At 59.3% G+C, this 12,947-nt stretch carries 9 protein-coding genes; 6 read left to right on the top strand and 3 right to left on the bottom strand.

The window, feature by feature from the left end:
* Window positions 1-118: 118 nt before the first annotated feature.
* Together ACFPK0_RS07210 and ACFPK0_RS07215 are read right to left on the bottom strand one after the other, a co-directional pair.
* The gene (locus ACFPK0_RS07210; RefSeq protein ID WP_007081959.1) at window positions 119-1,222 is read right to left on the bottom strand and encodes a Glu/Leu/Phe/Val dehydrogenase dimerization domain-containing protein; all 1,104 of its coding nucleotides are present in this window, start codon (window positions 1,220-1,222) and stop codon (window positions 119-121) included.
* A 193-nt stretch (window positions 1,223-1,415) separates the two neighbouring features.
* The gene (locus ACFPK0_RS07215; RefSeq protein WP_056079812.1) at window positions 1,416-2,213 is read right to left on the bottom strand and encodes a M48 family metallopeptidase; all 798 of its coding nucleotides are present in this window, start codon (window positions 2,211-2,213) and stop codon (window positions 1,416-1,418) included.
* A 101-nt stretch (window positions 2,214-2,314) separates the two neighbouring features.
* Here ACFPK0_RS07215 and ACFPK0_RS07220 point away from each other — a divergent pair, with 101 nt between their 5' ends.
* Both ACFPK0_RS07220 and ACFPK0_RS07225 read left to right on the top strand, forming a co-directional pair.
* The gene (locus tag ACFPK0_RS07220; RefSeq protein ID WP_377339376.1) at window positions 2,315-2,917 is read left to right on the top strand and encodes a TetR/AcrR family transcriptional regulator; all 603 of its coding nucleotides are present in this window, start codon (window positions 2,315-2,317) and stop codon (window positions 2,915-2,917) included.
* A 10-nt stretch (window positions 2,918-2,927) separates the two neighbouring features.
* Window positions 2,928-3,857 carry an alpha/beta hydrolase gene (locus ACFPK0_RS07225; RefSeq protein WP_377339378.1) on the top strand — a complete coding sequence of 310 codons (930 nt, stop codon included), beginning with the start codon at window positions 2,928-2,930 and terminating at the stop codon, window positions 3,855-3,857.
* Between the two features lie 67 nt (window positions 3,858-3,924).
* Here the strand turns inward: ACFPK0_RS07225 and ACFPK0_RS07230 are convergent, their stop codons facing one another.
* The gene (locus ACFPK0_RS07230) at window positions 3,925-4,767 is read right to left on the bottom strand and encodes an energy transducer TonB (RefSeq protein ID WP_377339381.1); all 843 of its coding nucleotides are present in this window, start codon (window positions 4,765-4,767) and stop codon (window positions 3,925-3,927) included.
* 334 nt (window positions 4,768-5,101) lie between these two features.
* On the opposite strand from ACFPK0_RS07230, the gene ACFPK0_RS07235 reads away from it, so the two are divergent.
* The 4 genes from ACFPK0_RS07235 to ACFPK0_RS07250 all read left to right on the top strand — a co-directional run bounded on the left by ACFPK0_RS07235 (window position 5,102) and on the right by ACFPK0_RS07250 (window position 12,864).
* Window positions 5,102-8,743 (top strand): methylmalonyl-CoA mutase family protein, encoded by a 3,642-nt coding sequence (locus ACFPK0_RS07235; RefSeq protein WP_377339383.1) that lies wholly within the window; start codon window positions 5,102-5,104, stop codon window positions 8,741-8,743.
* A 173-nt stretch (window positions 8,744-8,916) separates the two neighbouring features.
* Window positions 8,917-10,827: an AAA family ATPase gene (locus ACFPK0_RS07240; protein ID WP_377339385.1), complete on the top strand. Its 1,911-nt coding sequence runs from the start codon at window positions 8,917-8,919 to the stop codon at window positions 10,825-10,827.
* A gap of 1 nt (window position 10,828) precedes the next feature.
* Window positions 10,829-11,812: a hypothetical protein gene (locus tag ACFPK0_RS07245; RefSeq protein WP_377339387.1), complete on the top strand. Its 984-nt coding sequence runs from the start codon at window positions 10,829-10,831 to the stop codon at window positions 11,810-11,812.
* Between the two features lie 302 nt (window positions 11,813-12,114).
* Entirely contained in the window at window positions 12,115-12,864 is a 750-nt protein-coding gene (locus ACFPK0_RS07250; RefSeq protein ID WP_377339389.1) for a hypothetical protein, read from the top strand.
* Window positions 12,865-12,947 lie beyond the last annotated feature (83 nt).

Below are 12,947 nucleotides of genomic sequence, written 5' to 3' on the forward strand. Positions count from 1 at the left end.
GTGCGAACCCGCGCCCGTGATGCTCTTCCTGTAGGAGCGACTTCAGTCGCGATGCTCTTGCTGCAGAGTCCAAGGCAAGAGCGTCGCGACTGAAGTCGCTCCTACATGCGAGTCGGGCTTACTGCCCCCGCATGCGCCCCTGGAAGCGCGTCCCGCCGTTACCCATATGCGCCAGCTTGATCTTGCCGATCGCGTTGATGCGTTCTTCGGCCAGGCGGTCGGCGGCGCGATAGGTGGGGATGTTCTCGGTCTTCGAAATCTCGAAGATGCGCCCCAGGTTGTAATAGATCGTGCGCATCATGCGCATCGCGCGCTCGCGGTTGTAGCCGTCGATTTCCAGCGACACGTTCATCACGCCGCCGGCGTTCACCGCGTAATCCGGTGCGTACAGCACGCCACGCTTCTGCAGTTCATCGCCGATCTCGTCGGTGGCCAGCTGGTTGTTGGCCGGGCCGCAGATGATCTTCGCCTTGATGCGGTCGATGGTCTGCTCGTTGACGGTGCCGCCCAGCGCGCAGGGCGAATAGACGTCGGCGTCGACGTCATAGATCTCGTCCAGGCCCACCGCCTCGCAGCCCAGCTCGTCGACGCAGCGCTGCACCGCTTCCTTGTTGATGTCGGTGACGAACACCTTGGCACCCTGTTCGCGCAGCAGCTTGATGAACTCGCCGCCCACGTGGCCGCAGCCCTGCACGGCATAGCTGTACTTGCCCACGTCCTCGTTGCCGTACTTCGCCTGCAGCGAGGCCATCACGCCCTGCAGCGAACCGTAGGCGGTGAAGGGTGACGGGTCGCCCGAGCCGCCATGCACCTGGTGCACGCCGGTGACGTAATCGGTTTCGCGGAACACGTACTCCATGTCGTTGACGTCGATGCCCACGTCCTCGGCGGTGATGTAGCGGCCGTTGAGCGAATTGACGAAACGGCCAAACGCGCGGAACAGCGCCTCCGACTTGTCCTTGCTGGGATCGCCGATGATCACCGCCTTGCCGCCGCCCAGGTTCAGGCCGGCCACCGCATTCTTGAACGTCATGCCGCGCGACAACCGCAGCACGTCGTTCACCGCCTCCTGCTCGGTCTTGTACGGCCACATGCGCAAACCGCCGAGCGCAGGGCCCAGCACCGTGTTGTGGATCGCGATGATGGCCTTCAGGCCAGCGTCCTTGTTGTGGCAAAAAACGACTTCTTCGTGACCCGTGTTGGCGATGGTTTCAAAAATCATTGGAACGGTGACTCCATGGATTACGGTGCCAGACGGCATCTACAGACTGGGGCGATGCAACCACCACCGCCCCGGAAACAGAAAACCCTGAAACTGATCGCCCCGACCGAGGCCGGGGCGATGAAACTGGCGCGGAGTCTAATACTTCGTCCGTGAAGGTAGTTCCGCGACGCAGCAAAGCGTGGAGATGCTGTTACATGCGGCAATTCGGTGCGTGGCCGCTCTTGCGCGCGTTCTCGTACACCGGCATCAACTGCTGCGCCTGCTGGTTCAGCGCCTGCGCCCGGTTGCCGGTGGAAGGGTGGGTGGAGAGAAACGCCGGCGGCTTGCTGCCGCCTTGCGCACCCATTTTCTGCCATAGCGTCACCGCCGCGCGCGGATCGAAACCGGCCTTGGCCATGTAGCGCTGGCCCAGCGTATCGGCCTCGCTTTCCTGCGTGCGCGAGAACGGCAACAGGATGCCCACCTGCGCGCCCAGGCCCAGCGCCGCAGCAACATAGCCGGTGTTGGTGCCGCGCGTGCCGGCATACGCGGTGCCCGCCGCCACCGCCGCCTGCGTGGCCATGTTGTCGGAAACGCGTTCGGCGCCATGACGCGCCACCACGTGCGACAGCTCGTGGCCCAGCACCACCGCCAGCTGATCCTGGTTGTTGGCCAGCTTGAACATGCCCTTGTTCACGCCGATGCGGCCGCCGGGCAGGGCGAACGCGTTGGCGGTGTCGTCGTCCACGATCTGCACTTCCCATTGCTGCGTGTTCCACGGCGGCGGCAGCACCGAGATCAGCGCTTTCGACACGCAGGTGGCGTAGGCGCGCTCGCGCGGCGCATCGACGAACTTGCCCTGCTTGCGCATGTCGTTGAACGCAGTCAGCCCCATCTGGTTCATCTGCGTATCGGACACCATCATCAATTGCGAGCGACCGGTGGGCGAGGTGACACAGGCGCTCAGCAGCACGGTGGCCAAGGGCGCCAGCAGGTGACGATATTTCATGGTGTTCCTCCATGGACGGGATTACCGCAAGCATACGTACAACACATCACGATCGCGTGGCGATATTGAAAAGAACGAACGATCGTGCTATTTGTTCGCGCATGAGCACGCCCGTCGCCATCGGAAAACGCGCCGCCACGCGCGAAACCATCCTCGATCACGCCTTTGCGCTGGCCAGCAACGACGGACTGGAGGGGCTGTCCATCGGCAGCCTGGCCGCTGACGTCGGCATGTCCAAGAGTGGCGTGTTCGCCCATTTCGGCTCGCGCGAAGGTCTGCAACTGGCGGTGCTCGACGCGGCTGCCCAGCGCTTCATGGCAACCGTGCTGGCGCCGGCCTTGAAACGGCCGCGGGGTTTGCCGCGGCTGCGGGCGATCGTGGCTAACTGGATCGCCTGGGGTCGCGAATACCAGAGCGGCTGCGTGCTGCTGTCGTCGGCCAGCGAATACGACGGCCGCAGCGGCCCCCTGCACGACAGCGTGGTGGCGCAGATGGCCGGCTGGCGCCGTGAACTGTGCAAGGCGATCGGGCAGGCGGTGGATGAAGGCCACCTGCGCGCCGACACCGACGCCGAACTGCTCGCCTTCGAAATCTACGCACTGATGCTCGGCCTGCACCACGACGGCGGGCTGTTCGGTTTTGATCAAGCCAAACGTCACGCCGAGCGCGCCTTCGAGCGCCTGTGGCGCAGCTGGCAAGCCTGAGATCCCGCCCATGCCGACCCGAACCGTGATGGATCGCCCCGGATTTTCCGCCCGCCTCAAGCTGGGCGCCGTGCGTGCCGCGTTTGTACTGGGCGGGCGGCTTGCGCCCACGCGCACGGTGAACCGCGCCGCGCGCCTGTTTGCCACACCGTTCGCCAGCAGCCGCCGTCGCGCACAGGCGGCGCAGGCAGGCGACGACATGCAGCGCGGCCAGTTGCAGGTCAACGGCGAAACCATCGCCACCTATGTCTGGGGCGACCCCGCCACGCAACCGTACGCGCTGCTGGTGCACGGCTGGTCCAGCTTTGGGCTGCGTTTTCTGCCGTGGGTGGCCGCGTTGCGGGCGATGGGATTTGCCGTGATCACCTTCGATCAGCCCGGTCACGGCCACAGCAGTGGCACGCTGTGCACGCTGCCGGATTTCATCGCCACGATCCGCGCGATCGGTGCGCACTACGGCAACGCCGCGCTGGCGATCGGCCATTCGCTCGGCGGCACCGCGCTTACCCTTGCGCAGGATGAAACCTGGCGCGCCAACCGGTTGATTCTGGTGGCGCCCGCCGCCGACATGAAGGCAGCGACGTGGCGCTTCTTCCGCTTCGTGCACCTGGCCAGCTACCTGCGCCACCCGTTTTACGAATGGTTGCGCCGGCGCACGGGTGTGCACATCGACGAGCTGCGGGTGGAACAGCGGCTGCCGGCGCTGGGCCAGTCCGCGCTGATCGTGCACGACCTCGACGACGGCGACGTGCCGTGGGCCGAAGGCGAGCGCTACGCCCGGCACTGGCCCGGCGCGCGGCTGCTCACCACGCAGGGGCTGGGCCATCGCCGCGTGCTCGACGCACCCGAGGTGATCGACGCCGCGCTGGCGTTCGTGCGCGGCGGGTCGGTGGGCGAGCGCGTGGTGAGCTCGCCCAACCTGCCGTACGGCGTGGCGTAGCGTTACGCCTGATTGACAGGGCCGCCACCATGTCGGGGTGGCGGCATTGCCCAGCCGCTGCGGCGTATCAGCCGTGGTCGAGCGTGGACAGCAGTACCGGACCTGCGCCATCGGTTCGCACGCCGCCGTCGGCGACCGCATCGGCGGCGTTCACGTCGGGCTTGTTCACCCAGGGCGCCGGCGTATACGGGCCGGGGATGTAGCTCACCCAGGTAGAGTTGGGCCGGGGCGCGTTCCGGTCGTTCAGGGCGTAGTTGACCGGAACATGTACGGTCCAGCTTTCCTGCGCGGCCAGCGGGCCGGTGGTGGGAATCTCGAAGCGCCACTGGCGCGCCGCCTTCAGCGCCGACTCGGCCAGCACGTCGCGAAATTGCTTGAGCAGGTGGTCCGGCCCGCGGTTGCCAAGATTGACCTGTTCGGCCACCGCGTCGACCACGCGACCGCTACGGTCCAGCCGCATCGCGAGGTACACCGTTCCCTGTACGCGGCCGCGGATGGCCGCCTCGGGATACTTCGGCGGGAATTTCTTGTTGATTTCAGCACGGTGCACCGCATCGGTGGATGGCGCGTCGCTGTCGCCGAAGCTGGCGCCCTTGATGCGCGCGGTGTAGTTGCCGTCGGGCTTTTTACTGAGCACCACCCGCACGTGCATGGTGGATTTGGCGACCACGGGTGCGCCGTTGCGAAGCACGGGCTGGAACCTCCACTGCAAGACGGCCCCGCGCACCAGCTCCACGATCGGCTGCCCGTACTTGTCCGGCTCGTCGACGACCGCGGCCTGCACCGTGCCGTCCTGGGCGACCACCAGGGTCCCATTGACGATGGCGGAGGCTTCGACATCGCTGCTGGAGCTGGCCTGCACAACCATCGCCGCCAGGGCGAGGATGACACCGAGCATTAGTCTTTTCATGCGCGCTTTCCTTGATGAGACTGCGTTGAACGATCCGGTTGTCCCACTCGCCGAGTGGCTTTCGGCGGCGCGGGGTTCGCCCGCGCAGCACTCGACGACCAATGCTGGTGAGATGTCTCCGCCCATCTTTTCGTGACTGGTCCCCCGGCCGGTTTTCGATGGATGACATGCCGCCGGCACCGAGTATGCGAGCAGACAAGGCATGGCGTAAATCGACCCGAATGGGGGCTTGCGTTTCGCGTTCAGCGGCCTGGTTGCACGCGCTGCAGCAAGCTCTTGGCGCTTGCCGCCACTAGAATCGATGCGCTGATCGCACACGATGTCCGGAGTTGCCATGAGTTCCCCCGCCAAGCACGTCCCCCCTGGCACAAAGCCGGCAGAAACCACGCCACTGCGCTTCGTCACCGCCGCCAGCCTGTTCGATGGCCACGATGCGGCCATCAACATCATGCGGCGGATCATCCAGTCGCAAGGCGCCGAAGTGATCCACCTGGGCCACAACCGTTCGGTGGAAGACGTGGTGCGCGCCGCCCTGCAGGAAGACGCCGACGCCATCGCCATCTCGTCGTACCAGGGCGGCCACGTCGAGTACTTCAAATACATGATCGACATGCTGCGCGAGCGCGGCGCCGGCCACATCCGCGTCTTCGGCGGTGGCGGCGGCACCATCACCCCGGAAGAAATCCGCGAGCTGCAGGATTACGGCGTCGAGCGTATCTATCACCCGAGCGATGGCATGAAGCTGGGGTTGGTGGAGATGATTGAAGATGTGGTTGCGCGCGCGGCGCGCAACCGGGATTCGGGATACGGGATTTGGGATTCGGGAAAAGCACGCACGCTCGACATCGACGACGAAATCAGCATCGGCCGCATGCTCAGCGCCCTGGAAGACGGCGCCTTCAGCGAAGCCGAACTCGTCGACCTACGCAAAAGCTGGTCAGCCGGCTCTAACCAATCCCCAATCCCGAATCCCCAATCCCGGCCAAGCACGCCAGTGCTTGGCCTCACAGGCACCGGCGGCGCCGGCAAATCCTCCGTGGTCGACGAACTGCTGCTGCGCTTCCTGCACGCGTTCCCTGACATGCGCATCGCCGTGCTGGCCGTCGATCCAACCCGCCGCCGCAGCGGTGGCGCGTTGCTGGGCGACCGCATCCGCATGAACTCGCTGCGCAGCCACCGCGTGTTCATGCGCTCGATGGCCACCCGCCGCCAGCACGCCGCCACCAGCGTGGTGCTGCACGACTGCATCGCGTTCCTGAAAAGCCAGCCCTACGACCTGGTGATCGTCGAGACCGCCGGCATCGGCCAGAGCGATTCGGAAATCGTCGACCTGGTCGATTTCCCCGTCTACGTGATGACCAGCGACTACGGCGCCGCCAGCCAGCTGGAGAAGATCGACATGATCGACTTCGCCGAGCTGATTGTGCTGAACAAATACGACAAGCGCGGCGCCGAAGACGCCCTGCGCGACGTGCGCAAACAATGGAAACGCAACCGCACCGCGTTCACCGTGAAAGACGAGGACGTGCCCGTCTATCCCACCATCGCCAGCCAGTTCAACGACCCCGGCGTCACCTGGATGTTCGCGAACTTGTGCCGCCTGCTGCGGCACAAGTTGGGAATCGGGAATGGGGAATCGGGAATGGGAAAAGCGGGCTGCGATTTCCAGCCTCAGCTCGACACCACCCTGAAAGAACCCCGCGCCACCGTCCTGATCCCCGGCGCCCGCATCCGCTACCTCGCCGAAATCGCCGAGCAGGGCCGCGCCATCAACAAGGCCATCGAAACCCAGGCCGAATTCGCCAGCAAGGCGCAGCATTATTACGAGGCGTTGAAGGAATTGGGCGATCCACTTTTGCCGCGCCCGCTCGATCTGTACAGCAGCGCCGACCTGCGCGCGTCCTTCGACTCCGGCGCCGCGCGCCTACGCTCAGGAGGATCGGATGAGGAGACTGCACGCAAACCTGAAACCGATCACGCTGAGCGTAGCCCGCAGGGCGGAGTCGAAGCGCCCCACCAGCCCGACCGCAGCCTGCTAACCCTGCGCCAGCGCTACAACGCCGCCTTGAAGGAACTCACCCACGAAGCCATCCACCAGCTTCGCGAGTGGCCGTCGCTCTTCGCCTCCGTCACCGCCGACGTCAACGAATACAAAGTCCGCGACAAAGTCATCCGCGTCGACAACTACCGCGAATCCCTGAGCCACCAGAAAATTCCCAAAGTCTCCCCACCCAAATCCAAAGACTGGGGCGAACTCCTCACCTTCCTCGGCAAGGAAAACCTGCCCGGCCACTACCCGTACACCGGCGGCGTCTACCCATACCGCCGCAGCGGCGAAGACCCCACCCGCATGTTCGCCGGCGAAGGCACGCCCGAGCGAACCAACCGCCGCTTCCATTACCTGAGCCAGGGCGGCGCCGCCACGCGCCTGTCCACCGCGTTCGACTCGGTCACACTGTACGGCGAAGACCCCGCGCCGCGCCCCGACATCTACGGCAAGATCGGCAACTCCGGCGTCAACATCGCCACGCTCGACGACATGAAGAAGCTGTACTCCGGCTTCGACTTGAGCGCGCCCAGCACCTCGGTGTCGATGACCATCAACGGCCCCGCACCCATGATCCTGGCGATGTTCATGAACACTGCCATCGACCAGAACGTGGAGAGATACCTGCGCGAGGACGACGCCCGCTGGGCCGCCGCCGAAAAGAAAATCGCCGCGCTGTACAAGGACAAGCCGCGCCCGCAGTACCTGGGCGACCTGCCCAAGGGCAACGAAGGCCTGGGCCTCGGCCTGCTTGGCGTGTCCGGCGACGAACTGGTCGATGCCGAAACCTACGCCCGCATCAAGACCGAAACGCTGACCCAGGTGCGCGGCACCGTGCAGGCCGACATCCTGAAGGAAGACCAGGCGCAGAACACCTGCATCTTCTCCACCGAATTCGCGCTGCGCATGATGGGCGACATTCAGCAGTACTTCGTCGACCACAAGGTGCGCAACTTCTACTCGGTCAGCATCAGCGGCTATCACATCGCCGAAGCCGGCGCCAACCCGATCAGCCAGCTCGCCTTCACCTTGAGCAACGGCTTCACCATCGTCGAGTACTACCTCGCCCGCGGCATGAAGGTGGACGACTTCGCGCCCAACCTCAGCTTCTTCTTCTCCAACGGCATGGACCCGGAATACACCGTCATCGGCCGCGTCGCCCGCCGCATCTGGGCCCGCGCCATGCGCGAGCGCTACGGCGCCAGCGCGCGCAGCCAGATGATGAAGTACCACATCCAGACCTCAGGCCGCTCGCTGCACGCGCAGGAGATCCAGTTCAACGACATCCGCACCACGCTGCAGGCGATGTACGCGCTGTTCGACAACTGCAATTCGCTGCATACCAATGCCTATGATGAGGCGATCACCACGCCCACCGAGGAAAGCGTGCGCCGCGCGGTGGCGATCCAGATGATCATCAACAAGGAACTCGGCCTCAACTTCAACGAGAACCCGTGGCAGGGCAGCTACGTCGTCGACACGCTGACCGACCTGGTCGAGGAAGCGGTGTACAAGGAGTTCGAGGCGATCAGCGAGCGCGGCGGCGTGCTCGGCGCGATGGACACCATGTACCAGCGCGGCAAGATCCAGGAAGAGTCGATGTATTACGAGCACAAGAAGCATGATGGCTCGTTGCCGTTGATCGGCGTGAATACCTTCCTGCCGAAGGATCATGGTGGGGAGATTGCTACCGAGATCGAGTTGATCCGGTCGACGGAGGAGGAGAAGGGGGCGCAGATTGCGCATGTGAAGATGTATGGTGAGGCGCGGAATTCACTGGTGCCGGGGAGCTTGCGGGGGCTGCAGGACACGGCGCGGGAGCGGGGGAATGTGTTTGAGCGGTTGATGGAGGCGGTGAAGTACAACTCGTTGGGGCAGATTAGTCATGCGTTGTATGAGGTGGGGGGGGAGTATCGGAGGAATATGTAGGGCACCTTAAGCGACCTCGGCTATAAATAAATGCTGCTGCCTGATGGTGCTCGTCTACCAATACAGATGTCTAAGCACAAATCCGGTTTCAAAGAAATGCTTTGGTGGACGTTCTGAAAATGCCATGCTGAAGTTAGTGGCATATCAATTAAACTGATGAATATGGAGAAACGATGCTTACTTCATGGCGCCTGTCCCAATTTAAGTCAGCAATGGACGAGACCGATTTAAAGCTGGCGCCTTTGACTCTATTTACCGGAGCCAACAGCGCGGGAAAGAGTACTGTTATCCAAAGCATGTTGCTAACTGCTCAAACTATACAATCATCCGTAATGTCGCGACCCGTAGTTCTAAATGGGCACATAGCTCGCTTGGGTTCATTTACGGATATCGTTTCATCGGGGGATGAGAAGAAGAGTATCACCGTTGGATTTGATTTAGTTCCGGATATAGAGAGTGCCACGGTGTTCGGGGGCGATGGTCAGGTCTGGCGAGAAAACTTATATGTACGGCATGGAAGTGAAGTCTTACGGGTCTCAGTTAGTTACTCATTTTCTATTACACCAGGACCTAATGAGACGATCGATAGAGAGCTCCTGCAGCTGCAGCCTTTGCTCACCGCGTCTAACATTAAGGTCGATTATGAAGATGAAGATAAAATCTCCTCAGCTTCCGTAAAGATTGAGAGGTCTAATGACAGCGTCGAGTCAAGAATTCTTGAATTGAAGCTTTCAGATGCAAGTATGCAGGGCCTTCTGGCTGACAGTCTTAAGTACACAGTCCAGAGCTCGCCCGAAGCCGATGGCGGGCGACTAGATGGACTCAGCGTAAAGAGCAAAGATGTTGGTGTATATCTGTACCATTTTCTGCCTAGAAGTATCGCAAGCCGTTTCGATGAAGTGGCTGCGTTGGTGGCCATTCAGTTGCGGCTACTCACTGAGCCCGGATCCCATAGGGGGTATCCAGCAAACCGAAGCATGTTGCGTGCGCCGGACCCAGTAATTAAATATTTGAAGGAAGTTTTGACGCCCGTACTTGAAGAGACAGAGGGCGATCAGGTTATGGGAAGTTTGACGAGACGTAGAATGAAGGAGTCGCTCACTCTGTTTGAGGACAGTGGGGATCTCGTTACGCTTTCTAGGTCGCTAAGAGGCTTTCCAAGTAAAGATATACATATAATAAACGAACTTATCTTGAAAAATAGGCATGCAATAGAAGCTTTACTGAAAAATGACCGGCTTCCAAAGTACAACTTAGAGATGAAATTGCCTAACGAGCATGTTCGTTATGGTGTTGATTATGTAAATAATTTTTTTTCACGAAGCGTTAGATACCTTGGCCCTCTAAGGGACGAGCCGAAGCCTGTATATCCCTTGGCTGGTGCAAATGATCCAAGCGATGTTGGATTTCGTGGCGAGCATACTGCTGCGGTCCTTGATGTTCATAAAAACACTGTCATCCATTACGTTAGTAGCAAGCAGTTCAGTTCCGATGGGGCGACGCTGACGCCGTCAAAGGCGACTCTATTCACTGCCGTCCAGGATTGGTTGGAGTACATGGGGGTTGGGACTGACTTTCATACATCAGATTTGGGAAAGCTCGGTCATGAACTGAAGATAGTTACGACGGGTTCGGGGCTTCAGCATGATCTCACTCAGGTAGGTGTCGGGGTAAGCCAAGTACTTCCAATTCTTGTTCTTGCTTTGCTCGCGGAGGGCGGCTCTACGTTGATCTTTGAACAGCCGGAACTGCACCTTCATCCGAAGGTTCAATCAAGATTGGCTGATTTTTTCGTTTCCATGACGAAGCTGAGAAAGCAGTGTGTCGTTGAAACTCATAGTGAGTATCTAATTAACAGGCTTAGGTTTAGGGCGGCTGCCGACGAGGGTTCCGATGTTGCGGATTCGGCCATAATTTATTTCGTCGAAAAGGAGCTAAATAAGTCGGTTTATAGACAGGTTACAATCGATGACTTGGGGAACTTGGATAGCTGGCCAAAGGGATTTTTTGACGAAAGCGAGTTCGCTACTGCGGCTATTCTTAGGCAGAGCATGAAGAAGAGAAGCAGGAAGCGGAACTCTTAATATGGCAGTGTTGATCGTGGATCCGTGGGTTTTGACTTTTTCTGGCAAGGATGACCCTGATGAGTATGTTCAGTGCTTGACTGATTTGTACGACGCTAGTCGCGAAGGTGCGCTAAGTGTTCAGATCACCGCACAGGCCGTTGAACTTCTCGAGGCGGATGGTACTTATCCGCTTAGCCGGGATCTGCCTGGTTCCCTGTGGCCGATGCGGTCCGATGTTTATCGCATTGTGGCGAATCTTCTGGACCGATTACCCAAGATTGAAGACCAGGAAATATCAGCGGTTTTGGCAGATAGCTGTGATATTGAGTTGCCGGGCATACGGACATCTTCTCTGCTGCACGTTGAGTATTTGATGGAGTTGCTTCCGTTGGCGGTTGTTAGGTCGGTTTACTACGGAGTACAAGCACCACTGCTTTCTCGTGTGGTAGTGAGTAGTTCAGACATTTCGGTTGAGTCTAACGTCATGGTTATTGACAGCGTTGACTGCTATCCGCAGCCTGATTGTGGTTTGCAAAAAGCCGACATACCGGTCAAGTTGTCGATGAACGACTTCTATGAGGGCTTGACGCCAACTTGCTTAGCGATGCAAGGGTTTGTCGGGGAGGCAATCGCTTTGTCCGTGTGGAAACAGAGAAAAGGTCCCCCAGGCTTTGCGTTGACCTGTGCTGGCTGGTCCCTGAGTGATGCATTCCTCGAGAGTGTGGGGCGATGCAACTTGGGTTCCAATATGGGTCGGATGGAGTCGATGATTCGTACTTCGTCGTCTATGATTGTTGGGAAAAATATGCGTATTACTCACGCATTGAGATCTGGGCCAGGAGCGGGTTGTAAACAAATTTCTAGAAAGTCAGATGGGGCTACGGCGTGGCGTGCAGACATAGACGACGAACTCCACCTACATTATTGGAAAATCGGGGATGCGTTGGAGCTGGCAAACGTGGTGTTCCATAATGATTTCCACATCGATGGGGCTAATCGCTAGGGAATTTGTGCAAAAAGGGATCAGCGAAACGCGAAACAGGGGTCAGAGTGCACTTTGAATGGGCGACGTTGGTGTAAAAGTCGACTCTGACCCCAGTTTCGGTATCGACGCATTCAAAGGTGCGCTGGACAACCTTGCACGAAACGCCATAGCCCGAGCGGTACAGCGCGCTTGATTCCATACTCCAACGATGAGCGAAAACCATGGCTGATATTGACAGAAACAGGGGTCAGAGTGCACTTTAAATGGGCGACGTTGGTGTAAAAGTCGACTCTAAAAGTCGACTCTGACCCCAGTTTCTGATGGAAGTGTTTTCAGAAGTTTTTGACTCTGGCGGGAAAGATACAAAAGACGCAGCGGCTTTCCTTCTTCATCAGTTCGCGGCCCAGACTGGACTTGATAGTTTGAGCTCAAACGCGGGTGCGTTGCTTCTTGTTCTTTCCGGCCTTGGATTTATTAAGCGCCTGGATTACTTGGATGTTATCGATGGCACCTTTGCTGGAGGCACGCCAGAGCTTCTTATTAACGAGTCGCGGCTAGGGCGCTTGGATGCGCGCTTTGCTGATCTGACAAATTTGAAGTTGGTGGGAACGGTCGTCGATACGCTTGTTGTAGATGATAAAACTCGTTTCGGCGAGGGTAATATTGGTATTGGAAATATCGAAGTTCGAACGGAAGATAATTCTGAAGTTATTCACGGTGCAGACCGAGTTAAGACGTATATTGATGAAAAGATCTGCGCACAGATTGCCTCGCTTCGGTCCTCTGATCATCTAGATTATTTTTACAAGGTTGTTCGGCGCGTCATTCGTCAGGTTTACCTACGCGAGCACGGAGGTGACGACGACGGCTATTTCTTGATTCAGGACCCGAAATGGCCGGCAATTCGCGACATTTTACACAGAAGCGGCAGGCTCGACGTGGTTCAAAATAAGCAAGCCAAAGGTGTCAAGTCTTCATTTATCAGAATTAAGAGACCCCGCGATTTGTTGGATTCGGAATTGCCAGAGACTGATAAGATTGTTCAGGAGGTAATTTTGCTCGACGTGTGAATAAGGCAAAAACAGGGGTCAGAGTGCACTTTTCGAGGCTTATTCTCCTTGAGGCACTTTGCGCGGACGTCCGATTTTAAAAA

Origin of the sequence: Rhodanobacter ginsenosidimutans, assembly GCF_042655685.1 — a bacterium.
GTDB lineage: Bacteria > Pseudomonadota > Gammaproteobacteria > Xanthomonadales > Rhodanobacteraceae > Rhodanobacter > Rhodanobacter ginsenosidimutans.

Bases quoted from the DNA above. Each gene is read 5' to 3' on its own strand.
- ACFPK0_RS07210 (WP_007081959.1), bottom strand. From the start codon at position 1,222: ATGATTTTTGAAACCATCGCCAACACGGGTCACGAAGAAGTCGTTTTT.
- ACFPK0_RS07215 (WP_056079812.1), bottom strand. From the start codon at position 2,213: ATGAAATATCGTCACCTGCTGGCGCCCTTGGCCACCGTGCTGCTGAGC.
- ACFPK0_RS07220 (WP_377339376.1), top strand. From the start codon at position 2,315: ATGAGCACGCCCGTCGCCATCGGAAAACGCGCCGCCACGCGCGAAACC.
- ACFPK0_RS07225 (WP_377339378.1), top strand. From the start codon at position 2,928: ATGCCGACCCGAACCGTGATGGATCGCCCCGGATTTTCCGCCCGCCTC.
- ACFPK0_RS07230 (WP_377339381.1), bottom strand. From the start codon at position 4,767: ATGAAAAGACTAATGCTCGGTGTCATCCTCGCCCTGGCGGCGATGGTT.
- ACFPK0_RS07235 (WP_377339383.1), top strand. From the start codon at position 5,102: ATGAGTTCCCCCGCCAAGCACGTCCCCCCTGGCACAAAGCCGGCAGAA.
- ACFPK0_RS07240 (WP_377339385.1), top strand. From the start codon at position 8,917: ATGCTTACTTCATGGCGCCTGTCCCAATTTAAGTCAGCAATGGACGAG.
- ACFPK0_RS07245 (WP_377339387.1), top strand. From the start codon at position 10,829: ATGGCAGTGTTGATCGTGGATCCGTGGGTTTTGACTTTTTCTGGCAAG.
- ACFPK0_RS07250 (WP_377339389.1), top strand. From the start codon at position 12,115: ATGGAAGTGTTTTCAGAAGTTTTTGACTCTGGCGGGAAAGATACAAAA.